The following is a 24,394-nucleotide window of genomic DNA, read 5'->3' as shown; positions in this document are numbered from 1 at the left end:
TACAATATACGTAACGAAAAAAACCGCCTGACTGGCGGTTTTTATTTTGTTGTAACTGTTCGCGGTGGAAAGAAAACTTATTTTGCGAAATCGCCACCTACGGGAACGACACAACTGGCGTGGTAGCCTTTAGGGCCTTGCTCTACTTCATAGGACACCTGCTGACCGGCTTTTAGCGTACGGTAACCATCCATTTTTATTGTAGAATAATGTGCGAAAATATCGCTTTCTTCACCCTCAGGACAAATAAACCCAAATCCTTTTGCATTATTAAACCATTTCACTGTACCTGTAGCCATGCTATACATCCCTCATGCATTTTTTACCAATGATTGGATTATTCAAAATGACTGAGCCTAAAATTAGCCTCGTCATTTGTGACGTTTTGAGCGTCATGTGCATGAACACAAACTAAACACTCTGCAACCAATTTAAACAATCGATAAGTTCAGTCAATAGTGTAACAGTGTAAATATCGAACACTTTGCAACAATTTACCATTTTGTTAACATTTCTATAACTATACGACTAGTGATAGTATGAAGTAGAGAGTTTATTAACAAATTCAATTGCCTGAAATTCGATCAATAGGAAAAATCGATTGCTAAAATAGCTATCTTTTATTTGCGGCGATACAATACGTAGATTAGTCTCTATATATGAGATGTTTTTCTGAAGCTTCAAGTATCGCTTAATCGTTTTAATTTAAGTGGCTTGAAATTCTAGATATCAGCTAATACCACATTGGAAAACTCTCACAAGCGGTCGTTATGAGTAAAAATTTTGAATGGGTCACTCCAGGCTCGGATTTACTGGAGAAAGAAAGGACAGCGATTCAACCACCGGGTAAGTACCACGTCATATTAATGAATGATGATTACACGCCAATGGATTTTGTCATCGAGATACTTGAGAAGTTCTTCTCGTTAACCGAAGAACGAGCGACACAAGTGATGTTGCGGGTACATTATGAAGGAAAAGCAATATGTGGTACCTATACTGCAGAAGTTGCAGAAACAAAAGTAGCGCAAGTTACAGCGTACTCTAGAGAACATGAACACCCATTACTATGTACGATGGAGCAAGCCTAATACTTACTGAGAATGACAGAGTTGTTCTATGAGGAGGTTTCAATGCTTAACAAAGAATTAGAGTCAAGTTTAAATGGTGCATTTGCTCGCGCTAGGGAAAAGCGTCATGAATATATGACAGTTGAACACCTCTTGCTAGCATTGCTTGAAAATAATTCAGCTCAAGAAGCTTTGATGGCTAGCCAAGTCGATATCATAGCTATTCAGCGTGAGTTGGATATTTTTATCGACCAAACAACACCACTTATCCCAGAAAATGATGAAACTCGCGAAACTCAGCCAACGCTCAGTTTTCAGCGAGTATTACAACGAGCTGTTTTCCATGTCCAATCTTCTGGACGAAATGAAGTCTCAGGCGCGAATGTATTAGTCGCAATCTTTAGTGAACAAGAATCTCAAGCTGCTTTCATTCTTAAGAAAAATGATATTAGTCGTTTAGATATCGTGAACTTTATTTCTCATGGAATAACCAAAGCTTCTGACAGTAGTGAAGATCCTTCATCAGACTCCTTTGGTGCTGAAAGTGGTGAAGAAACGCAAAGTGAAGAGCGCCTAGATAGTTTTGCAACTAACTTAAACCATGTTGCAGCTCAAGGCCACATCGACCCATTAATTGGTCGAGACTTTGAATTAGAACGTACAATTCAAGTGTTATGTCGCCGCCGCAAAAATAATCCTTTATTAGTGGGTGAGGCTGGTGTCGGCAAGACCGCAATTGCAGAAGGGTTAGCATGGAGGATAGTCGAAGGCACTGTTCCAGATGTCATACTTAACAGTACTATCTATTCGCTCGATATTGGCTCTTTATTGGCAGGTACGAAATACCGAGGAGATTTTGAAAAGCGATTTAAGTCTCTGCTGCGACAGCTAGAAAAAGAAAAAGATGCCATTTTATTTATCGATGAAATCCACACCATAATTGGAGCAGGTGCGGCTTCTGGTGGTCAAGTCGATGCGGCTAACTTACTTAAACCTTTATTAAGCAGCGGCAAGCTTCGCTGTATTGGTTCTACGACATATCAAGAATACAACAACGTATTTGACAAGGAGCGTGCTTTATCGCGTCGTTTCCAAAAAATTGATGTAGTAGAGCCTTCTCTTGACGATACAACAAAAATCCTGATGGGACTTAAGCCAAAATACGAAGCACACCATGAGGTTCGATATACTAACAAAGCCTTGAGAGCGGCTGTTGAACTGTCTGCTAAATACATTAACGAGCGTCATTTACCAGATAAAGCAATTGATGTCATCGATGAGGCGGGAGCAAGAGCGCGATTAGTTCCTGCAAGTCGACGTAAGAAAACGGTTGGCGTTGGTGACATCGAGTCGATGGTAGCGAAGATGGCCAGGATCCCGGAGAAGTCGGTTAATAATTCTGATAAAGATTTACTGCAACACCTTGGTCGCAAGATGAAAATGATGGTGTTCGGTCAAGACCCTGCGATAGAGGCGTTGTCGGAAGCAATAAAGCTATCTCGAGCTGGCTTGAGTGCCGATAATAAACCAGTGGGGTCTTTCTTATTTGCAGGACCGACAGGAGTTGGTAAAACGGAAGTAACACTTCAATTATCTCGTTTACTTGGTGTGGAATTACTTCGATTTGATATGTCTGAATACGGTGAACGTCATTCAGTTAGTCGTTTAATTGGAGCACCTCCTGGTTATGTTGGTTATGATCAAGGTGGTTTATTAACTGATGCTGTTATTAAGCATCCTCACTCTGTTGTGTTATTGGATGAAATTGAAAAAGCGCATCCAGACATTTTCAATTTATTACTTCAAGTGATGGATAATGGAACGTTGACTGACAACAATGGGCGCAAAGCGGATTTTCGTAATGTGATTCTTGTTATGACAACGAATGCGGGTGTGAATGAAACTGTTAAGAAATCCATTGGACTAATTCAGCAAGATAATAGCTCAGATGCTATGGTTGAAATTAAGAAAGTATTTAGTCCTGAATTCCGAAATCGTTTGGATAATATTATCTGGTTTAATAGCCTAGATGAACAAGTTATCCATCAAGTTGTTGATAAGTTTATTGTCGAATTACAAGCACAGCTCGACACTCGAGGAGTTTCGCTTGAAGTATCTGAGGAAGCGCGCCGTTGGTTAGCGGTACGAGGGTACGATAAAGCGATGGGCGCTCGTCCAATGGGGCGTGTCATACAAGAGAAGTTGAAAAAACCACTAGCAAATGAATTATTGTTTGGTTCATTAGTCGGTGGCGGCACAGTCAAAGTGACGCTTGTTGACGACACTCTTAAGTTTAAGTATGTCGGCAATAAGGAAGAAGCGGTTCATTAATTAGTGAGCGAGATACGACTGAAATTAAAAACGGAGCTAAATAGCTCCGTTTTTTTATATTTCTGTTATCAACTCATTATTAAAAAAGTGATAAGAGTCATTTACGATTAACGCGCGCGGAAGACGATGCGGCCCTTAGATAAGTCATAAGGGGTCATCTCTACAGTCACTTTGTCACCCGTAAGAATACGAATATAGTTTTTGCGCATTTTGCCTGAGATGTGAGCGGTCACTACATGACCATTTTCAAGTTCAACACGGAACATAGTGTTTGGTAGAGTGTCAAGGACAGTGCCTTGCATCTCGATTACGTCTTCTTTAGCCATTTAATCCTCTTTTGAAATTTGGCGTGTATAAATGGGCGAAATTGGCCTTTATATACGGTGTATATGTTAAGTTGGCGGTATTCTACCCTTGCCAACGTTGATTTACTAGCTTTTGATGTGGTTGAAATCGCACTTTATAATTCATAGCTGGGCATGAATCGATTTGATAGCCCAAGTAGAGATGAGATTTACCGTTATTTTTACAGTATTCAATTTGTAACATAACTGCGAGCGTCCCTATAGACAGTGCGATAGTTGGGTCAAAAAATGTATAGAATGCACTTGCGCTGAATTGAGTGATATCGGTAATCGCAATTGCAATCAACTTGTTACCTTCGTAGATGTGTAAATATTGGGTTGTTAACCATTCATTTTTTGAAAATGTTTCAAATTCTACTTTATTGGGTGGAAACATCGTTCCATTCTGATGGCGGTTGTTAATATACTCTTCATAAATTGAGTACCAATTATCATCCATCTTACTTTTCATTTCCCATCTTAAGTGACGACTTTTATTCCACAGACGCTTTTGGCTTTTACTTGGTGCAAAATCTAAACAAGGTATTCGTATGGATTGGCATTGAGTACATTGGGGGCAATGTGGTCGATAGATGGAAGCACCGCTGCGACGAAACCCATTTGCAAGCAACATTTCATAGTTATGTTCATTATGTAATTCAGGTTCAACTATGATCGCAATTTGCTCTAATTGTTCTTCTAAATAACTGCAAGGTGACTCTTGGGTCAGTCCGATGCGAATATTTGGCATACGATTCCTATTTTACACGCTAAGCCATTGCGGAAGGTAACACTTGCTATCAACGCTTTCGTCTTTCAGAGAGGTTAACTGTTGATGGAAAATATCACGCTTTAATTCTTTTGCACCGAGAGATAAGAGGTGAGGGTTCATTATCTGACAATCAATCAATTCACCACCACATGCTAAGAAATGCTCGCAAAACTTCCACAGTGCAATTTTAGATGTATTCGTTTCTAAGCTAAACATCGACTCACCACAAAATATCTTTCCAATACTGATACCGTAAAAACCACCAACAAGTTGATTCTCCTTGTTCCACACTTCAACTGAATGGCATACTCCTTCATGTGCTAAGGATTTATAAGCGAGGCGCATTTCTGGATGTATCCAAGTTTCTTCTGGGCCTCGCGTTGAAGCACAGTAATCGATGACACTTGCAGTGTCGTGATTAATACTAATACGGTAGCCAACTTTTTTTTGGTATTTTTTAAGACTTTTTGATGGATTATAGGTCTTAGGTATAAATACTGCTCTTGGAGTGGGGCTCCACCATAAGATAGGGTCACCAGAGCTGTACCAAGGAAAAATCCCACTCTGATACGCAAGTTTTATCCGTTGTGGTGAAAGATCTCCACCAAAAGCGAGTAACCCATTTGGCTCAGTAAGCGCAGTATAGACAGATGGAAAAGTATAGTCATCATCAGACAATTGAGCGATATAAATAGTCATAGTTTAATCAGTTAAGGAATTTAATATGCGTAGATTGTTAATCATCTTATTGCTACTGCCACTATATGCTAACGCTGGCTACGAGCGCAACGTGGCGCGACCCGTCGATAAAGTAGAATTCGCCGTTGTCGATAGTCTTAGATATATCACGCAAACCGAAGTTATCAAAGCGCGAGAGCACGGGTTAGAAACATTTATTGGCGCAGTAACAGGGGCGGTCATTGGTAGTCACTTTGGGCGCGGTCATGGGAAACAATTTGCGATTATTGCGGGCTCGATAGCCGGCGCAAATATCGCCCGGCATGGCGCGCGTGCAAACGCCGATTCGCATGTCATCTATCAAGACTCGGAAATTGTTGATCTCTTACTTCGAATGAGTGATGGCTCACTGATTGATGTAGTGCAAGATGTTGACCCAAGTATGTTATTTAACATTGGTGATGAAGTGAGAATTTTATATTTTGGCAATGAGGTAAGAGTCGATAAAGTATTTTAGAACGAGAAATCGAGAGAAAAGGCCGTATTGGACTAGCGATCTTTGCTCTTTTTGGGTAGTCTCATCGCACGAAAAATTATTCATCTGCTCTTTGTTTTCATGTTCAAAGAGGGACATAGGAAAATTTAGTTTAAATGGAAAGCCTAACGTTACAACCTATTCAAAAGATAAACGGCGTCGTTAATTTACCTGGCTCTAAAAGTGTTTCGAATCGTGCATTGCTTTTGGCTGCACTTGCAAAAGGTACGACAAAACTCACAAACTTACTTGATAGTGACGACATTCGTCATATGTTAAATGCATTAAACCTCTTAGGGGTTTCCTATCAACTTTCTGAATGTAAAACGGAATGTACTGTTGAAGGGCTAGGCCATGCATTTTCAGTGGAGACATTGACTGAACTGTTTTTGGGAAATGCGGGTACTGCTATGCGACCTTTGGCCGCAGCATTGTGTTTAGGTAAAGGTGAGTACATATTAACCGGTGAGCCAAGGATGAAAGAGCGTCCTATTGGTCATTTGGTTGATGCACTTCGTCAAGCTGGTGCGGATGTCGAATATTTAGAGAATGCCGATTATCCGCCGCTAAAAATTACAGGATCTGGATTAAAAGGCGGGCGTGTTTCAATTGATGGGTCTATCTCGTCACAGTTTTTGACCGCTTTTCTAATGTCAGCTCCTCTTGCTCAAGATGAAGTGACGATTGATATTGTTGGAGATCTCGTTTCTAAACCGTATATTGATATTACACTCCATATCATGCAGCAATTCGGTGTTTCAGTGCAGAATAACGACTACAAGCAGTTTGTTATTCAGCCTGGGCAACAATATGTCTCTCCTGGTGATCTTCTTGTTGAAGGTGATGCCTCTTCGGCTTCCTATTTCTTAGCTGCTGCTGCCATTGGTGGTGGAGAAGTTAAAGTCACGGGAATTGGTAAAAAGAGCATTCAAGGTGATGTACAGTTCGCTGATGCGTTAGCAAAAATGGGCGCAGAAATTGAATGGGGCGATGATTTTGTTGTCGCTCGCAAAGGTGAGTTAAAAGCGGTTGATATGGATTTTAATCATATCCCAGATGCTGCTATGACGATCGCTACAGCAGCTTTATTCGCCAAAGGCACAACGGCTATTCGTAATGTATACAATTGGCGTGTAAAAGAAACTGATAGACTTGCTGCAATGGCTACCGAACTGCGTAAAGTTGGGGCGGAAGTTGAAGAAGGGCATGACTATATTATTATAACGCCACCAGCTGTATTTAATCATGCTGCAATTGACACGTATGATGATCACCGCATGGCGATGTGTTTTTCTCTCGTGGCTTTAAGTGATACACCAGTCACGATTAATGACCCTAAGTGTACATCAAAGACGTTCCCAGATTACTTTGATCGTCTTAAAGGACTGAGTGATATTGCTTAGTTAACGACAATAATATGATAAGAAGCCTCGTTATTGAGGCTTTTCTAATTTTACGTACTACTCTTTTAGACTGAACTCTTTTGAGAGTCGGTGAGCAAGAAACTTAAACATGTTGAAGACGTCAGTGGTTTTTTCTGTGGGCAGTCCATTGTCATCTAAAAAATAATTGCCTTTGAATACTAAAACATCCTCTTTTTCTTCAACACTATCTGCTCGCATGCCTTCAACATAGGCATCATGCTCTTGGATAAGTTGATTGGCTATGAGTAATAGTTCAAATTCAGTAATTGTTTTTTTTTCGCTCATTGAAGAAAGCCTTCATTTGTTGTGATGATAAATAGTGAAATATCAAGGGTTGCAATAAATAACAGTGCATCCTAGTGTTTTATATTGAAAGATAATTTTGTGATTTATCCCATAAATCGTATGTTTTTATTCGCGACTGTGGTTAAGTCACCTTAGTATGTGCCAATTTTAGACTTGGCTAAAGTCCATTTCGGACAATAGTCGAGCAATTGACAACGCAATCTCAAAAAACTGGTTGATCTTCTGCGTCTATCACTCGATAGTAAAAAGAAGTTATCTTGTTATATTATGCGATAAAGTTCGTATTATGATTAAGGACATTTGAATCAATTATGGGTAAATCACTGGTTATAGTGGAGTCTCCTGCCAAAGCTAAAACGATAAATAAATATCTTGGCAAGGACTATATCGTGAAGTCTAGTGTCGGTCATGTCCGTGATCTTCCTACTGCTGGTCAGTCAAAAGCGAAAACTCCTGCAGCAAAACCTAAAGGTAAAGCTGTGAAACTTAGCCCCGAAGCTAAGTTGGAAAAGGAACGCAAATCTCTTATCAATAAAATGGGAATTGATCCCTATCATGATTGGGAAGCCAACTATCAGATTTTGCCAGGTAAAGAAAAAGTTGTTGCAGAGTTGCAAAAACTGGCAAAGGACGCTGATTGCGTTTATCTCGCAACGGATTTGGACCGCGAAGGGGAAGCTATCGCATGGCACCTGCGGGAAATCATTGGTGGTGACGATTCACGATATAAGCGAGTTGTGTTTAATGAGATAACAAAAAATGCAATTCAGCAAGCATTTGAAAAACCCGGTGAATTGAACATAGATGGTGTCAATGCTCAGCAAGCTCGTCGCTTTATGGATCGCATTGTTGGCTTTATGGTATCGCCATTATTATGGAAGAAAGTGGCGCGAGGCTTATCAGCCGGTCGAGTTCAATCCGTTGCGGCGAAACTTGTTGTAGAAAAAGAACGCGAAATTAAAGCATTTATCCCTGAAGAGTTTTGGGATGTTCATGCTGATACTACGACACCAGATGATACTGCGTTGCGTCTCATGGTTTCTCAACGTCAAGGTGTGGCATTTAAACCAGTTAACCAGTCTCAAGCGGATGAAGCAGTCGCGTTACTAGAGAAAGCGAGCTTTGAAGTTTGCAAGCGTGAAGATAAGCCTACATCCAGTAAACCATCTGCGCCATTCATTACTTCGACTTTGCAGCAGGCTGCGAGTACTCGCCTTGGCTACGGCGTAAAGAAAACAATGATGCTTGCTCAGCGACTCTATGAGGCTGGCTATATTACTTATATGCGTACCGATTCAACCAATTTGAGCCAAGAAGCCGTTGCATCTGTACGCGAATATATTGGTTCTAAATTTGGTGACCAGTATTTGCCTGAAGCTCCAAATCTTTACGGAAGTAAACAAGGTGCTCAAGAGGCGCACGAAGCTATTCGGCCATCGAGTGTTGATGTTCTTGCCGATGATTTGCAAAAAATGGACCCTGATGCGCATAAGGTCTATGCGTTAATTTGGAATCAATTTGTTGCTTGTCAGATGACACCTGCTCGGTATACCTCGTCGACTGTTAGTGTTAAAGCAAGTGAGTTTACGTTAAAAGCCAAAGGTCGAATCCTTAAGTTTGATGGTTGGACTCGAGTACAGCGTCCTTTAGGTAAAAATGAAGACCAAATTTTACCAGATGTCGCACTTGGCGATATATTGACGTTAAAAGCATTAGATCCTAAACAGCACTTTACCAAGCCACCAGCTCGTTACACAGAAGCGGCATTAGTTAAAGAGTTAGAGAAGCGTGGTATTGGTCGTCCTTCTACATATGCATCGATCATTTCTACTATTCAAGATCGCGGTTATGTAAAAGTGGACCAACGTCGTTTTTACGCTGAAAAAATGGGTGAAATTGTTACTGACCGACTTGATGCAAGCTTTGTTGATTTAATGAACTACGATTTCACCGCTCGTATGGAGCAAAAACTTGACCAAGTTGCTGAAGGTGACGTGAACTGGAAAACAACACTTGACGCTTTCTTTGGTGATTTTACTGTTGAATTGGAAAAGGCTGAGTTGGACGAAGATGCGGGCGGCATGAAGCCAAACCACATTGTTGAAACGAATATCCAATGTCCAACGTGTGAGCGTCTTATGGGTATAAGAACGGCATCGACTGGCGTATTCCTAGGTTGTTCAGGTTATGCATTACCTCCAAAAGAACGTTGTAAAACAACGGTTAACCTTGGCAGTGAAGAAGGCATTGTCAATGTCTTGGAAGAAGATGTTGAAACCGCTGAATTAAGAGAGAAGAAGCGTTGCCCAATCTGTGAAACGGCTATGGATGCTTACTTAATTGACGAAACACGTAAATTACATGTTTGTGGTAATAACCCAAATTGTGATGGTTATGTTGTTGAGAAAGGTGAGTTTAAGCTTAAAGGTTACGATGGCCCTGTTGTTGAGTGCGATAAATGTGGCTCAGATATGGTGCTGAAAAATGGCCGCTTTGGTAAATACATGGGCTGTACTAGCGAATCATGTAAGAACACTCGTAAGATTCTAAGAAATGGTGATGTCGCACCTCCGAAGGAAGATCCTGTTCACTTTCCTGAACTGCCGTGCCAGAACTCAGATGCTTACTTTGTATTGAGAGATGGTGCTTCTGGTTTGTTTATGGCAGCAAGTAACTTTCCGAAGTCGAGAGAAACTCGTGCGCCTTTAGTTAGTGAATTCCAACAATACGAAGATCGAATCTCTGAAAAATTCCGTTACCTAGCAACAGCACCTGCGAAAGATCCTGATAATAACCCAGCGGTTATTCGCTTTAGTCGTAAGTCGAAGGAACATTACGTACGATCTGAGGTTGATGGTAAGCCTACTGGTTGGTCTGCATTATTTGTCGATGGCAAGTGGGACGTTACTGATAAACGTAAAACGAAGTAGAGACAAGTTATCCATTCTACGTAAAAGGCAGCACTCGCTGCCTTTTTTATTGCGTCATGCTTGGAATTACATTTGTATGTTAATTACACAATTTCATTATGACTTCTATCGTTAGTTAGTTTGTCTTTTGTGACATGCCACAAATTCCTCGTGTTTTGAATTTGAGCTGATTCCTAACTTCACACCGTTCTCGTTGTAATCTAATTATAATTCGTTAACTATAAACAACGGGTTGCATTTGATGTTGATAGAACAAAAATGTCATAAGAGCGAAGTGACATTATTTCGACTATAAGTAGATGGAGTTAAATTATGGCTGGCGTATTATGTATGATTTTGGCGGGAGGAGAAGGTTCGAGATTACGGCCTTTAACGGAAAGTAGAACTAAACCAGCAGTGCCGTTTGGCGGTAGTTATCGATTAATTGACTTTGCATTAAATAACTTTGTAAATGCTGATTTAATGCGTATCTATATTTTAACTCAGTTTAAATCTCAATCACTCAATGTACATTTGAGAAAAGGGTGGAATGTTTCGGGTATTACCGACCGCTTTATTGATGTTATTCCAGCGCAAATGCGCGATGGAAAACGTTGGTACGAAGGGACCGCTGACGCAATATATCAAAATATTCGATTTGTAGAATCCGCCTCTCCAGAGCACGTTTGCATTTTTGGCTCTGATCACGTTTATAAAATGGATGTACGTCAGATGTTAGACTTCCATAAGCGTGTCGATGCGAAGTTAACGGTTTCGGCGATAAGAATGCCCTTGTCAGAAGCGACTTCATTTGGTGTTATTGAAGTGGATAATGAAGGACGAATGATTGGGTTTGAAGAAAAGCCCGAGCAACCTAAATCCATTCCTGGTGAGCCTGAGTGGGCGCTTGTTTCTATGGGTAACTATATATTTGAAGCCGATACTCTTTCTAAAGAATTACGTGTTGATGCGGAACTTGAAAGCTCAAGTCACGATTTCGGTAAAGATATCATTCCAAAGCTTTACCCTGACGGGGGAGTGTTTGTTTATGATTATTCCACCAATAAGATAAAGGGAGAACCTGAATCGACCTATTGGCGCGATGTCGGTACGATTGAATCATATTGGGCTGCCCACATGGATTTACTAGAACAAGATCCTCAATTTTCTCTGTACAACCGAAATTGGCCACTACATACATTTTACCCACCACTGCCACCTGCCACATTTATTGATGCACAAGAAAGAAAAGTTAAAATTACTGATAGTCTAGTCGCGGGCGGTAGCTACTTGCAGGGTGCAAAAGTTTATAAATCTGTGCTTGGTTTCCGCACTAATGTGGGGGCGGGTTCATATATTAGTGAATCAATTATTCTTGGTGATGTAAAGATTGGCGCCTCGTGTACGATTAAACGAGCTATTATTGATAAAGATGTAGAGATTGCACCTGGGACTGTTATCGGCGAAGATATAGAGCTCGATCGCCAACGTTTCCATGTATCTGACTCAGGTATAGTGGTTATTGCCAAAGGAACTAAAATTGGATTTTAATAAAGATAAGATAGATGTCTGGTTTGCTGTTTCCGAAGCTCAAGGTATTGTAAAAAGTGGAGGTTTGGCCGATGTCGCCAAAGCTCTGCCGAAAGCGCTTCAGGATATCGGCCATACGGTTAGAATAGTGTTGCCAGGCTACCGACTGGCACCAGGACGTCTCGACTGCGAGATCATACTTAAGAGTAGTTTAAGTCATTGGCCTCATACTGAGTATCAAGTCAGATGCTCAGAGCTTGATGGCGTTGAAGTTTACTATATTGATTGTGACCACTACTTTGACCGTCCAGAGTTGTACGCTGAGCATAATAATGCGTACTCGGATAATGGTGAACGTTTTGGGTTTTTTAGTGCTGCTTGCTTGGATGTACTTCCGAAATTAAACATTAAACCTGATGTTGTACATGCGAATGATTGGCACACTGGCTTAGTTCCATTTCTACTTAAGACTCGTTATAACGCTGACCCTTATTACCAAGATATTAAGAGTGTATTAACGGTCCATAATGCTATTTTTAAGGGTATTTATTCCTATGACGAACTTGGGGTAATCCCTGAGCTCCATACTTCAGGTATGCATCATTTGGAGTACGGAAATGGTCACGTCAGTATGCTCCGTGCCGGTATTACTTATGCGGACAAAGTGAATGCTGTTAGTCCCAATTACGCGGCAGAGTTGCTCACACCACTCGGTGCTCATGGGTTAGTCGATGACTTTGTTCACCGTACTAAGGACTTATATGGGATCGTGAATGGTTGTGATTATTCTGAGTGGAATCCAAAAACAGATGAATTCTTACCTTTAAATTACGATTGTGAAACTGAGTCGTTGCAACAAGGTAAGGCGGAATCTAAGAGTACTTTACAAGAGGAGTTGCGTCTCCCTGTTCGTGATGTGCCATTATTCGGCATGGTTTGTCGATTGACTCATCAAAAAGGCTTTCATTATCTACTTCCCATTCTAGAGCAATTTTTACGTAATGATGTTCAATTTATTATTGTTGGTACGGGGGAACCAGATGTCGCAAATACATTACATCAATTGGTTTCTAAGTATCCGCAAAAATTTATGTTTGTTGATGCTTATAGCAATCGATTTGCTCATCTCGTTGAAGCTGCATCTGATTTCTTTGTTATGCCATCAGAATTTGAGGCGTGCGGATTGAATCAAATCTACAGTATGGCTTATGGAACACTACCCATTGTTCGAGAAGTTGGTGGTCTGAAAGATACCGTTATCGATTATGATAAAGATTCGGATAATGCGACCGGTTTTGGTTTTATCGATCCTTCCCCTGAAGCACTTTTAATTAGCATGCAGAGAGCGCTATTGGTTTATCTTCAGCAACCTAGCACCTTTTTGGAGATGCAGCAGAGAGCGATGCGTAAAGATTTCAGTTGGCATGAATCTGCACATGAATATATAAAGATGTACCATAAAGCGTTACAAAATCTATAATAGATAAAAAGCGCTTCGGCGCTTTTTTTGTGTTAATGTTTAATTAAATATATTGCGAAAAGTTGAGTAAATGTCGAACGATATTCTTTTTCATAAGGTTTATCCTCACTCCACATCTGAAGAATGGGTTGTGTTCATTCATGGTGCGGGTGGGAGTTCGTCGATCTGGTTTAAGCAGATCAAAGAATATAAAAAGCACTTTAATTTACTACTGATAGATCTCCGTGGCCATGGCCGCTCTAATCAACTATTCAAAGACTGGCTTCATGATAAGTATACTTTTAAATCTGTAAGTAAAGATGTCATTAAAGTACTCGATCATTTGGATATTGAACGTGCGCACTTTGTAGGTATGTCTTTGGGAACCATTATAGTACGTACAATTGCAGAACTGGCTGAAAGCCGCGTAAATACTATGATATTAGGTGGTGCTATTACTCGATTTGATACGCGCTCACAAATATTAGTCTCTATAGGCCATGCGAGTAAACATATCATTCCGTACATGTGGTTGTATCGTTTATTTGGCTACATAATTATGCCTCAAGTCGCTCAAAAAGAGTCACGTAACTTATTTGCACGAGAAGCAACAAAGTTGTGTCAAAAAGAATTTAAACGTTGGTTTACCTTAACAGCGGAAGTGAATCCTTTAATGCGCTATTTTCGTGAGAGAGAAGCCGCTATTCCTACGCTATATGTGATGGGGGAGTTAGATTATATGTTTATTCAACCCGTGAGAGAGATGGTTGCTGGGCACTCGTTAAGTGAATTACGCTTGATACCTAATTGCGGCCATGTGTGCAATGTTGAATCACCAGAGCTCTTCAACACGCACTCAATAGGGTTTATAAAAAAGCACCAACAAAAGTATGGTGCGTAGTTTCAAGTCTATAGTTTGTTTAGCAGTTCATCGCGACGCGATTGAGGGATAACTGACCAATGTTTGCCTTCTATCGCCCCTTCTAGTGACCACAGTAGCTCTAAAGATATAGAAGAGCTAGCATGCGACTCTTTGATAGCTTTATAAGCATTTAATGCGCCTTCGGTGATGAGGTCTTCTACAGAATTAATGCCAGCCTTTTTTAACATCCTTTCTGTGGTCAGACGTAAATTGGGTAGGTCTTTTATCCGTTGTGGCTTTTTTGTTAATTGAGTCTGCTTTTCGCTGATGGCAAAGTCAAAAGCATTTTTGCCGAGTGTAAATACGTCTTCAGGGTTATTCCAACAATTATCGTCGAGGGCGTAATATTTAGTGACGACTGGGAAACCGCGTTTTGCATAAGAGTATGGCTTATACCCTCGAGATTTAAAATCGTCTAGTGTTAACTTATCTGCTCTAATATGGAGTCTGTTCTGTACAACAAGAGCAAACATAACGCCGTTAGCAAATATTCCAAAACCACCAAACATGGAGCGAGAAGTGATTGAGCCGAGAGTCTCAAAAAGGTGCATCGAATCTTTCAGTATTGGTTTATCCATATCGCAATCTTCTATATTCCTAGCTTCTGAGTATTGTGTTGAGCTTTTACAAGGCTTTTTGATTATAGTTTGACCAAGTAATAATGTGATTTTAGTTCATAGAATGGGATAGAGCAATATTGAATATAAGAATAAATATCAAGAGATGAGAAAATTATTTATTTCTTATCTTTAATACACTTAGTCAAGTTTCTTTACTGAAAAGCGTTCAACAATTTCTGGATGCATTTCGAAAACGCGTCGTTCATGTTGCTTGTTTTTTATACGCTGGAGTAAGATTTCAAACGCATTTTTTCCGACGCGACGTTTAGGCTGATGAATTGTGGTTAACGGTGGAGAAAAGTATTCAGAGATTTCAATATTGTCATAACCAATTACTGAAATGTCTTCGGGTATTCGAATTCCTTTTTGCTGTAATCGGCTCATTAGACCTAATGCCATTGTATCGTTAAAACAAAAAACCGCGGTGGGTTTAGTATCCATTGCAATAATGCTGTCGGCGGCTAAAACAGCGGTGTCACATTCAAAGTTGCCTTCTAGAATCCAGTCTTCATTAATCGCAAGATTGGCTTCGTTCATTGCGCGGCGAAAGCCTATAATACGCTCTTTACAGGCGGCTTTATTTAAGTGTCCACTAAGACATGCGATGTCTCTATGACCATGTTTAATCAAATAACGGGTTGCTAAGTATCCACCTTCTTCCGAATTATCAATAATTTTATCTGATTGTGAGCTCTCTGGCCCCCAGTCCATGATTACTTTAGGAACCTCACTGTAGCTGTCGAGCATCACTAAGAGCTCTTCCGTGAGGTCAGAACACATGACTAAGATCCCATCGACACGTTTTTCAGCCAACATACGAATGTAGTCGCGTTGCTTTTCGTATATCCCACCTGTGTTACATAGGATTAATGTATAGCCTTGACGGTAGCAGTAATTTTCGACTCCATCGATAACTTCAGAAAAAAATGGGTTGGTCGATTGAGTGACTAGCATCCCAATTGTTTGAGTTGAGTTACATTTGAGGCTTCGAGCAACGGCACTTGGTGAGTATTTCAACTCTTTAACTGCCGTATTCACTTTCTCTTGTGTCGCTTCAGCAACAAAACGCGTTTTATTGATTACGTGAGAAACGGTTGTGGTTGATACGCCAGCTAATCGAGCTACATCTTTAATTGTTGACATTATTATTCCTGAGATAATTTAACTCTAAGACCAAGAATTAATTACATTAAATATAACGAATCTAGGCCTATATTAATTGAATCAATTAGATGAATAAAATGTTATTTATGTTGAGCTATGAAAATGAACTTACAGATTGTTCGGTTTGAGGTTGTTTTTCACTTTCTATCCATTGGTTTACATAATGCCAAAGAAGGCCTAACGTTTCATACCAATACCGTTCTGTTTGTTCCAAGTAGCGTGCTCTAGGTAGATATTTTTCCCACGCTTGTTTTATGTCTCGCTGGGCTAAAAAATTTGTTGGGGCCGGAATTGGGAAAACCCGAGCACTGTGAAACTCGACAATAGCGCGACGCATATGACTTGCAGAAGTAACAACAACTAGCTTCTTTTCTTCAATAAAGCGAGCGGCTTGGAATGCTTCTTCATGTGTATTTTTTGCAGCTTCTAGCAACACAATATCTGACTTAACCACACCCAATGCGAGCGCAACTTTGGCGAGCATTCTTGCGTGGCTGACTTCCGTTTCTGCATTGTATCCAGATAAGATTAGTTTTGAGCCTGGATACATGCGCATGATACGAATTCCTTCGGTTAACCTCATTAATCCCGCTCGACTTAATTCTGAGGTTGGTGGTAGATCATCGTCTACAACGTGACCACTGCCTAACACCATCACATAATCAATATGCCCTTCTATAGGTAAGAAAGCGGAGTATTGGCGTTCAAGAGGAAGAAGTAAACGGCTAGAAACGGGTTGGAATGCGGCGAGAAAAATTATCGTAAATGAAAAGAGGACGAACCAACAACCTGTGCGCCTTTTGGTTGTGAACATAATCAACATTAGCCCAATAAAGCCAATGATCAGCATTGCGGGCAGAGGCATTAACAAGGAAGCAATTATCTTTTTTAATTCAAACATAAAAGTCAGTTGTCCGAAAAAACAGCAAATAGGATGAAAATAACAGATTCCTCTTTATAATCACCGTCCCTATGCGAGAATAGCCGCACGTATTCCAATCATACCTTAAGCTACCGTGACAGAAGATCGTAATTTCGACGATATTGCACACAAATTTGCGAAAAACATATATGGCTCTGACAAAGGAGACATACGACAGCAGATTGTTTGGGAAGATATTGAACGAATTTTATCAATATTTCCAGATAAATTAATGCCGCTGCATATTTTAGACGCAGGTGGTGGTTTGGCACAACTTTCACAAAAGTTGGCAAAAAACAATCATTTAGTGACATTATGTGATCTCTCTTGTGAAATGCTCGAATTAGCAAAAGTGGAGATTGAAAAAAACCAATTGCTTCCTCAGTATCGCTTTGTGCATTCTCCTATTCAGAGACTAAGCCGACATTTAGATACTCCGGTTGATCTGATTTTGTTTCATGCCGTAATGGAATGGTTAGCAGATCCACAAACGGTATTAAGAGAACTATTGCAGCATTTAAAACCTGGTGGCGTCGTGTCGATTATGTTTTATAACCACCATGGCTTGGTTTACAAGAATGTTGTTTGTGGCAATATTCCTCACGTGTTGAATGGAATGCCATTTAAGAAACGTTTTAAATTACAACCACAAAAAGGACTCATTCCAAGTGATGTTTACCGCTGGATTGAAGACAGCGATTGTCAGGTTGTGGGAAAAAGTGGAATTCGGTGTTTCAGTGATTACATTGGAAACCAACAACATATGGGTGAGTACACGTCAGAAGATGTACTCAATCTAGAACGTCGTTTATGTCGTGAAGAGCCTTATCTTTCAATGGGGCGTTACATTCATGTCTGGGCGCGAAAAAATTAAGGGTTACGATAAAAGATGAGTGATTTGAATCACGATTCCGATACACAGACGTTAAGTGAATTGGTCGGGTGGATCAAACAGCATGACTTTATGCTGGATCTATCGACGGAACGACTCGCCTTTCTAATTTCTATTGCGGTATTGAGCAATGAGCGGTTTGATGAAGAGTTAGGTGAGGCTGAATTGCACGATGTATTTGCTATCGCAACCGATTCATTCAGTGAAACGGGTGAAGCATCGAGTTTCCGTGCAAATAATGCGATTAATGATCTTGTCAATCAACGTCTGCTACGTCGATTTACGAGCTCTATTAATGATGGCGCAAGTATTTATCGTCTTTCTCATTTGGCATTAGGTATCACCGAATATTATGTTCGTCATCGGGAATTTTCGAAGTTAAAGCTTTCAATTCAACTCTCTATGGTTGCGAGCGAGATGGCTCGTGCAAAAGAAGCAGCCGAAGACGGTGGTGATACAAGCCATTGGTATAAATCCGTTTTTGCGATTTTAAAGTATTCCGTCGGTGAGATATTTGATCAAATCGATCTCAACCAACGTGCAATGGATGACCAACAACAAGATGTGAAAGACCAAATTGCAGATCTATTGAATAAAGATTGGCGTGAAGCGATTAACAACTGTGAACAGCTACTTACGGAAACCTCGACGACGTTGCGTGAATTACAAGATACGTTGCAAGCGGTAGGAGATGAGCTACAAGCCCAGATACTCGATATCCAAGAGTTAACTTACGGTGAATCTGATCTTCAATTTATTGATGAAGTGTTATATCAATTGCAACAGAAGTTAGATCGCATCACCAGTTGGGGACAGCAAGCGATTGATTTATGGATTGGTTATGATCGTCATGTACATAAGTTTATTCGTACCGCAATTGATATGGACCAAAATCGAGCGTTCAGTCAGCGATTGCGCGACTCAGTTCAGACATATTTTGACACTCCTTGGTATTTAACTTATGCCGATGCTGAACGGTTAACCGATTTACGAGACGAAGCTTTAGTACTTAGAGAAGCAGAAGTCACAGGACTTGTGCCGATGGAAGTAGAGTATGAAGAGTTCCAAGAAGTTAACCAAGAAATTGCCAAGCATGTAGGTGTCTTACTAGGGGCTCATAAAGACGAAGGTCGACCAATCGATCTTGGCAGTGTTTTGAAAAATTATTTAGCGACGCACCCATACGCTTCACATTTTGATTTAGCTCGTATAGTCATTGATCAAGCAGTGCGACTTGGTTATTCAGAGCAAGATTACCGCGCAATACAGCCTGATTGGCAAGCCATTAACGATTACGGTGCAAAGGTACAAGCAAATGTTATCGACAGATACTAACGAATATATGCCGGAACAACTGGCGAAAGCAATTTCTAATCCACTATTTCCAGCATTAGACAGTTTGCTTCGAGCCGGACGTCACATTGGAAATGAAGACTTAGACAATCACGCATTTCTTTCCGATTTTGAACATGATTTGGCAGCATTTTACCAACGCTATAATGTCGAGTTGGTGAAAGCGGCGGAAGGTTTCTTCTATCTTCGCCCTCGTTCAACGACTTTAATTTCACGAAGTGTTCTCTCCGAGCTCGATATGCTTGTTGGTAAGGTGTTGTGTTATTTATATCTGAGCCCGGAACGTCTAGCTCATGAAGGCATTTTTACCCAACAAGAATTGTTTGAAGAGTTACTCGCGCTCTCCGATGAGAAAAAGTTATTACGGTTGATCTCTCTCCGTGCGGCTGGCAGTGATCTCGATAGAGAGAAATTGTTTGATAAAGTGAAAACATCATTACGCCGACTTAAACGCCTAGGAATGATAACCACACTCGGTGAAAGTGAGAAATTTATTATCAGCGAAGCAGTATTCCGGTTTGGGGCTGATGTTCGTGTTGGTGATTTACGTGAAGCACAAATGCGCCTTATTCGCGATGGAGAAGCGATTGTGCCGAACCCTGACAATGACGAAAAAACCAATGATACAACACTGAATAGTTCCAAAGACCAAGAGTTTGAATTAGATAGTGAAGAAGGCGAACAAGAAGAGGAACAACTATGATTGAACGTGGTAAATATCAGTCGCTAACCATGATCAACTGGAATGGTTTTTTCGCTCGTACTTTTGATATAGATAATTTGGTGACAACGTTATCCGGTGGTAATGGAGCGGGTAAATCGACAACAATGGCGGCATTCATTACCGCGCTTATTCCAGACCAAAGTTTACTTCACTTCCGTAATACAACTGAAGCCGGTAGCTCTCAAGCATCTCGTGATAAAGGTCTTTACGGGAAGCTTCAAGCTGGTGTGTGTTATTCGGTATTAGATGTGGTCAACTCACGCAAACAGAGAGTGTTATTTGCGGTTAAGCTTCAACAAGTAGCGGGACGTGATAAGAAAGTCGATATCAAACCATTTATTATACAAGGGCTACCGAGTGCGATTAAACCGACAGACGTTCTAATCGAGACCATCTCGGACCAACAAGCACGTGTTAGACCTTTAAACGAAGTGAAAGACACGGCGCTTGCTATGGAAGGCGTGCAATTCAAAGCACTGAATTCCATTGTCGATTATCACAGCTTAATGTTCGAGTTTGGCGTATTACCAAAAAAAATGCGCAATAGTTCCGATCGTGGCAAGTTCTATCGTCTTATTGAAGCGTCGTTATATGGTGGTATTTCAAGTGCCATAACGCGTTCACTACGTGACTATTTGCTGCCTCAAAATGGCGGTGTCAAAAAAGCATTCCAAGATATGGAAGCAGCATTACGTGAAAACCGTATGACACTTGAAGCGATAAAAACGACTCAGTCTGATCGAGATTTGTTTAAGCACTTAATTAGTGAATCGACAAATTATGTCGCAGCGGATTACATGCGCCACGCCAACGACCGACGCAAGCAAGTCGACCAAGTTCTGGCAATACGGAACGATCTATTTTTGGCTCAGAAATCGCTTATCGATCAAAATCAATTACTTGTACAAGCCAATGAAGAATTAACCAGCCTAGTCGATCTCGAGTCTGGGCTTGAGCAAGATTATCAGTCAGCGTCAGACTTTCTACAGCAGGTTCAAAACGCGCTACGTCAGCGAGAAAAAATCGAACGTTATCGTGATGATCTAGAAGAGCTGAGTGGACGCTTAGAAGAGCAATTAATGATTGTTGATGAAGCTCGAGACCGTTTAGAAATAGGTGAAGAGCAGCAGATGGTGATTGACGACGAAGTTGACAGTTTAAAAAGCCAGTTGGCAGACTATCAACAAGCTTTGGATACACAGCAAACTCGTGCTCTACAATACCAGCAAGCAACACAAGCCTTGGCACAAGCTCAGCAACTGTTAGAGAAGCCAAACTTAACCTTGGAGCAGGTACGAGAAGAGATAGCTCAACTTTCGTTATTAGAAGAATCGACCACACAAGAAGTGCTGGCAGCGAAACACAAAATTGATATATCAGCCGCTGAAAGCCAACGTTTTGAATTGGCTTATCAATTGATTGTAGACGTTGTCGGGGCTATTTCTCGAGAAGATGCTCGCCAAGCAGCAGCAGTACAAATTGAGCAATGGCAAGTGGCGAAACGAGCGATTGAAGGTAAGGCACAGTTATCCTCTCTTCATCGTGATCTCGAACGACAAGTACGACAAATCGATGATGTTAAAGTCGTGACACGACAGTATCATAACGTATTCTCACAGCAACTCGACGGTGAACTTGCGCTTGAGCAAGAACGCGAACGTCATGAAGAAGTGTTAGAGAGCGTTGACTTTGAACTCGACAAGATTCGTGACGAAGCAGAACAAGAGCGCTTAAAAGAACACAATGCCCGCTCTCAAGTAAGCGACTTGGAAGCGATTGCACCTAAGTGGCTTGCGGCCAATGATGCCTTAACTCAACTTAGTGAACAAAGTGGTTATGCGCTCGAAGATAGCCAAGCTGTAATGTCGGCAATGCAAGAAGTGTTAGAAAAAGAACAGCATCACTCAAAGAATAAGATTCATTTCTCTGAACGTCGCGATCAGCTCGAGAAAGATATTGCTCAACTGGGTGCGCCTGGTGGTGGCGGTGACAGTCGATTAAAAACCATCGCCGACACATTAGGTGGTGTGTTGTTGTCAGAAATTTATGATGACATCAGCTTAGACGATGCACCTTATTTTAGTGCGATGTATGGTCCTGCTCGTCACGCGATTGTCTTGACCGACCTTGATGGAATCGAGCAGAAACTCGCAGAGCTTGATGAGTGTCCAGACGATTTGTATCTGATTGAAGGCGATGCTGACGCATTTGATGACAGTAGCTTTAGTGTTACTGAACTGGAAGGTGCCGTCTGTGTTTCATTAAACCAGCAGCAACTGCGTTATTCTCGTTATCCTGAATTACCTTTATTCGGACGAGCTGCTCGCGAACAACGATTAGAGACCTTACGAGAAGAACGTGATCAAGCGGCTGAAGAGTACGCCAAGTCTGCGTTTGATGCACAAAAATTGCAGCGCGTATATCAGTTGTTCAATCAATTTGTCGCACAACATATCGATGTGGCATTTAAACCTAATCCAGATGCTGCATTGGATAATATTCGCCAAGAATTGGCTCAAGTTACGCGTCGTCTTGCTCAACTGAATGAACAGCAGAATGAAATCAAACAACGTTCAATGCGCGCGAAAGAGGGATTAGCACTGATTGATAAAGTTCAGTCGACGATTCATTTACTTGATGATGATTCAATCCTTGATCGCTTTGATGAAGTGAGTGAAAAGCTTGAGCATTTACGTGAGTTCCAACAATTTATCGATCAGCACGGATCGGCACTCGAAAAACTAATGCCAATTGTCGGTGTACTGGAATCTGATCCAGAGCGCTTTGTTGAATTAGAAGAGAACTATCACCAAGCCGACACCAAACTAAAACTGATCAAGTCGCAATTGTTTGCTTTATCTGATGTGCAAGAACGACGTCACTATTTTAGCTATTCAGACTCGTTAGACATGGTGTCCAAAAGCGGTGAATTGAGCGAGCAATTGAAAGCTAAATTGACTCATGCTGAAACTCAAAGAATCCAAGCTCGGGAAGAGTCAAAACAAGCACAACTCAGTTGGAATGAGTTGAATCAGGTACTGGTATCACTGAAAAGCTCTCACCAGGCGAAACTTGAAACGGTTCAAGAGTTTGAGCTCGAAATGCGCGAAGCCGGTATTCAAGCGGATGATAATGCGTTGGAGCGAGCCGAGACACGTAAGTCGGAACTTTATGAACGTCTACAGGTTTCTCGCTCTAGAAAAAGTGAGTTGGAAAAAACCACTACATCGACAGAATTAGAAATGACCAGTACTGCTAAGCGTGTTAAACGGATGCGCAAAGAGTACATCGATATTCGCTCTGCGGTAGTAAAAGGCAAGTCTGGCTGGTGTAAGGTGTTACGTTTGGCTAAGGAAAATGATGTCGAAAGACGTTTACATCGAAGAGAGCTCGCCTATCTTTCTACTGATGATTTGCGCTCAATGTCCGATAAAGCATTGGGAGCATTACGTCTAGCGGTGGCGAATAATGAAGAGCTCCGAGATGCGTTACGCCTGTCTGAAGATAACAATCATCCCGAACGTAAGGTGATGTTTTATATCGCGGTGTACCATCACCTACGTCAAAGAATTCGCCAGGATATTATTAAAACCGATGATCCTGTCGAAGCCATTGAAGAGATGGAAGTGGAACTAGCGCGTCTTACCGATGAACTCACCCATCGCGAAGCTCGTTTGGCGATAAGCTCAGATTCGGTCGCGAGTATCATACGTAAGACGATTCAGCGTGAGCAAAATCGGATACGTATGCTCAACCAAGGGTTGCAAAATGTTTACTTTGGTCAAGTTAAAGGCGTGCGTTTGAACGTGAAAGTACGTGAGAGTCATGAGACCCTGCTGACAGGCTTAACCGATCAACAGAATAGCCATAAAGATCTGTTTGAAACTAATCGCTTTACCTTTTCCGAAGCGATGGCAAAACTGTTTCAACGCGTCAATCCACACATTGATATGGGCCAACGTTCTCCTCAGGTATTGGGCGAAGAGTTATTAGATTATCGAAATTATCTAGAGCTTAACGTCGAAGTGAATCGTGGGACGGATGGTTGGTTACAGGCTGAATCAGGTGCACTATCGACCGGTGAAGCCATTGGTACCGGCCAATCAATATTGCTAATGGTGGTGCAGAGCTGGGAAGAGGAATCACGACGTCTGCGCAGCAAAGACTTGTTGCCATGTCGTTTATTGTTCTTGGACGAAGCGGCACGATTGGATACTAAGTCTATCGCGACGTTATTTGAATTGTGTGATCGATTAGATATGCAATTGTTAATCGCAGCGCCAGAAAATATTAGTCCAGAAAAAGGTACGACGTATAAGTTGGTGCGTAAAGTCTTTAATGGCAATGAACATGTTCATGTGGTTGGTTTGCGTGGGTTTGGTCAGGGTAAGCCGGCGACGACTGAACCACAAGCTGAATTAGCTTAGAAAAGTTTGTGT

General features: G+C 41.2%; 20 protein-coding genes. 12 read left to right on the top strand and 8 right to left on the bottom strand.

Annotated elements, in window-relative coordinates; all coding sequences use genetic code 11:
• Window positions 1-77 precede the first annotated feature (77 nt).
• Window positions 78-299, bottom strand: a complete 222-nt coding sequence (gene cspD / locus ACXJY6_RS03830) for a cold shock domain-containing protein CspD (RefSeq protein WP_456051928.1) — start codon at window positions 297-299, stop codon at window positions 78-80.
• A 471-nt stretch (window positions 300-770) separates the two neighbouring features.
• Between cspD and clpS the strand changes: the two genes are divergently transcribed.
• Together clpS and clpA are read left to right on the top strand one after the other, a co-directional pair.
• Window positions 771-1,091 carry an ATP-dependent Clp protease adapter ClpS gene (clpS, locus tag ACXJY6_RS03825; protein ID WP_456051929.1) on the top strand — a complete coding sequence of 107 codons (321 nt, stop codon included), beginning with the start codon at window positions 771-773 and terminating at the stop codon, window positions 1,089-1,091.
• Window positions 1,092-1,133: 42 nt separating this feature from the next.
• Window positions 1,134-3,401, top strand: a complete 2,268-nt coding sequence (clpA, locus tag ACXJY6_RS03820) for an ATP-dependent Clp protease ATP-binding subunit ClpA (RefSeq protein WP_458767455.1) — start codon at window positions 1,134-1,136, stop codon at window positions 3,399-3,401.
• 107 nt (window positions 3,402-3,508) lie between these two features.
• On the opposite strand, the gene infA is transcribed toward clpA, so the two are convergent.
• The 3 genes from infA to aat form a co-directional block, all read right to left on the bottom strand.
• Window positions 3,509-3,727 (bottom strand): translation initiation factor IF-1, encoded by a 219-nt coding sequence (infA, locus tag ACXJY6_RS03815; RefSeq protein WP_001040192.1) that lies wholly within the window; start codon window positions 3,725-3,727, stop codon window positions 3,509-3,511.
• A gap of 82 nt (window positions 3,728-3,809) precedes the next feature.
• Window positions 3,810-4,496 carry an arginyltransferase gene (locus ACXJY6_RS03810; RefSeq protein ID WP_458767454.1) on the bottom strand — a complete coding sequence of 229 codons (687 nt, stop codon included), beginning with the start codon at window positions 4,494-4,496 and terminating at the stop codon, window positions 3,810-3,812.
• Window positions 4,497-4,508: 12 nt separating this feature from the next.
• Window positions 4,509-5,216 carry a leucyl/phenylalanyl-tRNA--protein transferase gene (gene aat, locus ACXJY6_RS03805; protein ID WP_458767453.1) on the bottom strand — a complete coding sequence of 236 codons (708 nt, stop codon included), beginning with the start codon at window positions 5,214-5,216 and terminating at the stop codon, window positions 4,509-4,511.
• 25 nt (window positions 5,217-5,241) lie between these two features.
• On the opposite strand from aat, the gene ACXJY6_RS03800 reads away from it, so the two are divergent.
• Together ACXJY6_RS03800 and aroA are read left to right on the top strand one after the other, a co-directional pair.
• Complete coding sequence (locus ACXJY6_RS03800; protein WP_458767452.1) at window positions 5,242-5,712, top strand: outer membrane lipoprotein; 471 nt, start codon at window positions 5,242-5,244, stop codon at window positions 5,710-5,712.
• Window positions 5,713-5,846: 134 nt separating this feature from the next.
• Entirely contained in the window at window positions 5,847-7,133 is a 1,287-nt protein-coding gene (aroA, locus tag ACXJY6_RS03795) for a 3-phosphoshikimate 1-carboxyvinyltransferase (protein ID WP_458767451.1), read from the top strand.
• Between the two features lie 57 nt (window positions 7,134-7,190).
• On the opposite strand, the gene ACXJY6_RS03790 is transcribed toward aroA, so the two are convergent.
• A complete protein-coding gene (locus ACXJY6_RS03790; protein ID WP_458767450.1) occupies window positions 7,191-7,439 on the bottom strand; it encodes a DUF2498 family protein in 249 nt (82 codons plus the stop codon).
• 332 nt (window positions 7,440-7,771) lie between these two features.
• Here ACXJY6_RS03790 and topA point away from each other — a divergent pair, with 332 nt between their 5' ends.
• The 4 genes from topA to ACXJY6_RS03770 all read left to right on the top strand — a co-directional run bounded on the left by topA (window position 7,772) and on the right by ACXJY6_RS03770 (window position 14,259).
• Window positions 7,772-10,390 (top strand): type I DNA topoisomerase, encoded by a 2,619-nt coding sequence (gene topA, locus ACXJY6_RS03785; RefSeq protein ID WP_458767449.1) that lies wholly within the window; start codon window positions 7,772-7,774, stop codon window positions 10,388-10,390.
• A gap of 312 nt (window positions 10,391-10,702) precedes the next feature.
• Window positions 10,703-11,920 carry a glucose-1-phosphate adenylyltransferase gene (gene glgC, locus ACXJY6_RS03780; RefSeq protein ID WP_456051937.1) on the top strand — a complete coding sequence of 406 codons (1,218 nt, stop codon included), beginning with the start codon at window positions 10,703-10,705 and terminating at the stop codon, window positions 11,918-11,920.
• The gene (gene glgA, locus ACXJY6_RS03775) at window positions 11,910-13,379 is read left to right on the top strand and encodes a glycogen synthase GlgA (RefSeq protein WP_458767448.1); all 1,470 of its coding nucleotides are present in this window, start codon (window positions 11,910-11,912) and stop codon (window positions 13,377-13,379) included. The genes glgC and glgA overlap by 11 nt, the downstream gene beginning before the upstream one ends.
• A 70-nt stretch (window positions 13,380-13,449) precedes the next feature.
• A complete protein-coding gene (locus tag ACXJY6_RS03770; RefSeq protein WP_456051939.1) occupies window positions 13,450-14,259 on the top strand; it encodes an alpha/beta fold hydrolase in 810 nt (269 codons plus the stop codon).
• 8 nt (window positions 14,260-14,267) lie between these two features.
• Here ACXJY6_RS03770 and ACXJY6_RS03765 read toward each other — a convergent pair whose 3' ends face one another.
• The 3 genes from ACXJY6_RS03765 to elyC all read right to left on the bottom strand — a co-directional run bounded on the left by ACXJY6_RS03765 (window position 14,268) and on the right by elyC (window position 16,965).
• The gene (locus ACXJY6_RS03765; protein WP_456051940.1) at window positions 14,268-14,858 is read right to left on the bottom strand and encodes a TfoX/Sxy family DNA transformation protein; all 591 of its coding nucleotides are present in this window, start codon (window positions 14,856-14,858) and stop codon (window positions 14,268-14,270) included.
• Window positions 14,859-15,038: 180 nt separating this feature from the next.
• Window positions 15,039-16,043, bottom strand: a complete 1,005-nt coding sequence (gene purR / locus ACXJY6_RS03760; protein WP_458767447.1) for an HTH-type transcriptional repressor PurR — start codon at window positions 16,041-16,043, stop codon at window positions 15,039-15,041.
• 115 nt (window positions 16,044-16,158) lie between these two features.
• Window positions 16,159-16,965 carry an envelope biogenesis factor ElyC gene (gene elyC, locus ACXJY6_RS03755; RefSeq protein WP_456051942.1) on the bottom strand — a complete coding sequence of 269 codons (807 nt, stop codon included), beginning with the start codon at window positions 16,963-16,965 and terminating at the stop codon, window positions 16,159-16,161.
• Window positions 16,966-17,080: 115 nt separating this feature from the next.
• On the opposite strand from elyC, the gene cmoM reads away from it, so the two are divergent.
• The 4 genes from cmoM to mukB are packed head-to-tail and all read left to right on the top strand — an operon-like array spanning window position 17,081 to window position 24,382.
• A complete protein-coding gene (gene cmoM, locus ACXJY6_RS03750) occupies window positions 17,081-17,860 on the top strand; it encodes a tRNA uridine 5-oxyacetic acid(34) methyltransferase CmoM (RefSeq protein WP_456051943.1) in 780 nt (259 codons plus the stop codon).
• 15 nt (window positions 17,861-17,875) lie between these two features.
• A complete protein-coding gene (gene mukF, locus ACXJY6_RS03745) occupies window positions 17,876-19,213 on the top strand; it encodes a chromosome partition protein MukF (RefSeq protein WP_456051944.1) in 1,338 nt (445 codons plus the stop codon).
• The gene (mukE, locus tag ACXJY6_RS03740) at window positions 19,194-19,934 is read left to right on the top strand and encodes a chromosome partition protein MukE (RefSeq protein ID WP_456051945.1); all 741 of its coding nucleotides are present in this window, start codon (window positions 19,194-19,196) and stop codon (window positions 19,932-19,934) included. The genes mukF and mukE overlap by 20 nt, the downstream gene beginning before the upstream one ends.
• Complete coding sequence (mukB, locus tag ACXJY6_RS03735; RefSeq protein WP_458767446.1) at window positions 19,931-24,382, top strand: chromosome partition protein MukB; 4,452 nt, start codon at window positions 19,931-19,933, stop codon at window positions 24,380-24,382. Before mukE ends, mukB begins: the two co-directional genes overlap by 4 nt.
• Window positions 24,383-24,394 lie beyond the last annotated feature (12 nt).

Source organism: Vibrio phycocola (genome assembly GCF_054404255.1).
Note: the sequence above shows the minus strand (reverse complement) of the source record. Positions and strands in the feature narration are given on the sequence as shown.

Coding starts and splice junctions, on each gene's coding strand:
- cspD (WP_456051928.1), bottom strand. CDS start 299: ATGGCTACAGGTACAGTGAAATGGTTTAATAATGCAAAAGGATTTGGG.
- clpS (WP_456051929.1), top strand. CDS start 771: ATGAGTAAAAATTTTGAATGGGTCACTCCAGGCTCGGATTTACTGGAG.
- clpA (WP_458767455.1), top strand. CDS start 1,134: ATGCTTAACAAAGAATTAGAGTCAAGTTTAAATGGTGCATTTGCTCGC.
- infA (WP_001040192.1), bottom strand. CDS start 3,727: ATGGCTAAAGAAGACGTAATCGAGATGCAAGGCACTGTCCTTGACACT.
- ACXJY6_RS03810 (WP_458767454.1), bottom strand. CDS start 4,496: ATGCCAAATATTCGCATCGGACTGACCCAAGAGTCACCTTGCAGTTAT.
- aat (WP_458767453.1), bottom strand. CDS start 5,216: ATGACTATTTATATCGCTCAATTGTCTGATGATGACTATACTTTTCCA.
- ACXJY6_RS03800 (WP_458767452.1), top strand. CDS start 5,242: ATGCGTAGATTGTTAATCATCTTATTGCTACTGCCACTATATGCTAAC.
- aroA (WP_458767451.1), top strand. CDS start 5,847: ATGGAAAGCCTAACGTTACAACCTATTCAAAAGATAAACGGCGTCGTT.
- ACXJY6_RS03790 (WP_458767450.1), bottom strand. CDS start 7,439: ATGAGCGAAAAAAAAACAATTACTGAATTTGAACTATTACTCATAGCC.
- topA (WP_458767449.1), top strand. CDS start 7,772: ATGGGTAAATCACTGGTTATAGTGGAGTCTCCTGCCAAAGCTAAAACG.
- glgC (WP_456051937.1), top strand. CDS start 10,703: ATGGCTGGCGTATTATGTATGATTTTGGCGGGAGGAGAAGGTTCGAGA.
- ACXJY6_RS03770 (WP_456051939.1), top strand. CDS start 13,450: ATGTCGAACGATATTCTTTTTCATAAGGTTTATCCTCACTCCACATCT.
- ACXJY6_RS03765 (WP_456051940.1), bottom strand. CDS start 14,858: ATGGATAAACCAATACTGAAAGATTCGATGCACCTTTTTGAGACTCTC.
- purR (WP_458767447.1), bottom strand. CDS start 16,043: ATGTCAACAATTAAAGATGTAGCTCGATTAGCTGGCGTATCAACCACA.
- elyC (WP_456051942.1), bottom strand. CDS start 16,965: ATGTTTGAATTAAAAAAGATAATTGCTTCCTTGTTAATGCCTCTGCCC.
- mukF (WP_456051944.1), top strand. CDS start 17,876: ATGAGTGATTTGAATCACGATTCCGATACACAGACGTTAAGTGAATTG.
- mukE (WP_456051945.1), top strand. CDS start 19,194: ATGTTATCGACAGATACTAACGAATATATGCCGGAACAACTGGCGAAA.
- mukB (WP_458767446.1), top strand. CDS start 19,931: ATGATTGAACGTGGTAAATATCAGTCGCTAACCATGATCAACTGGAAT.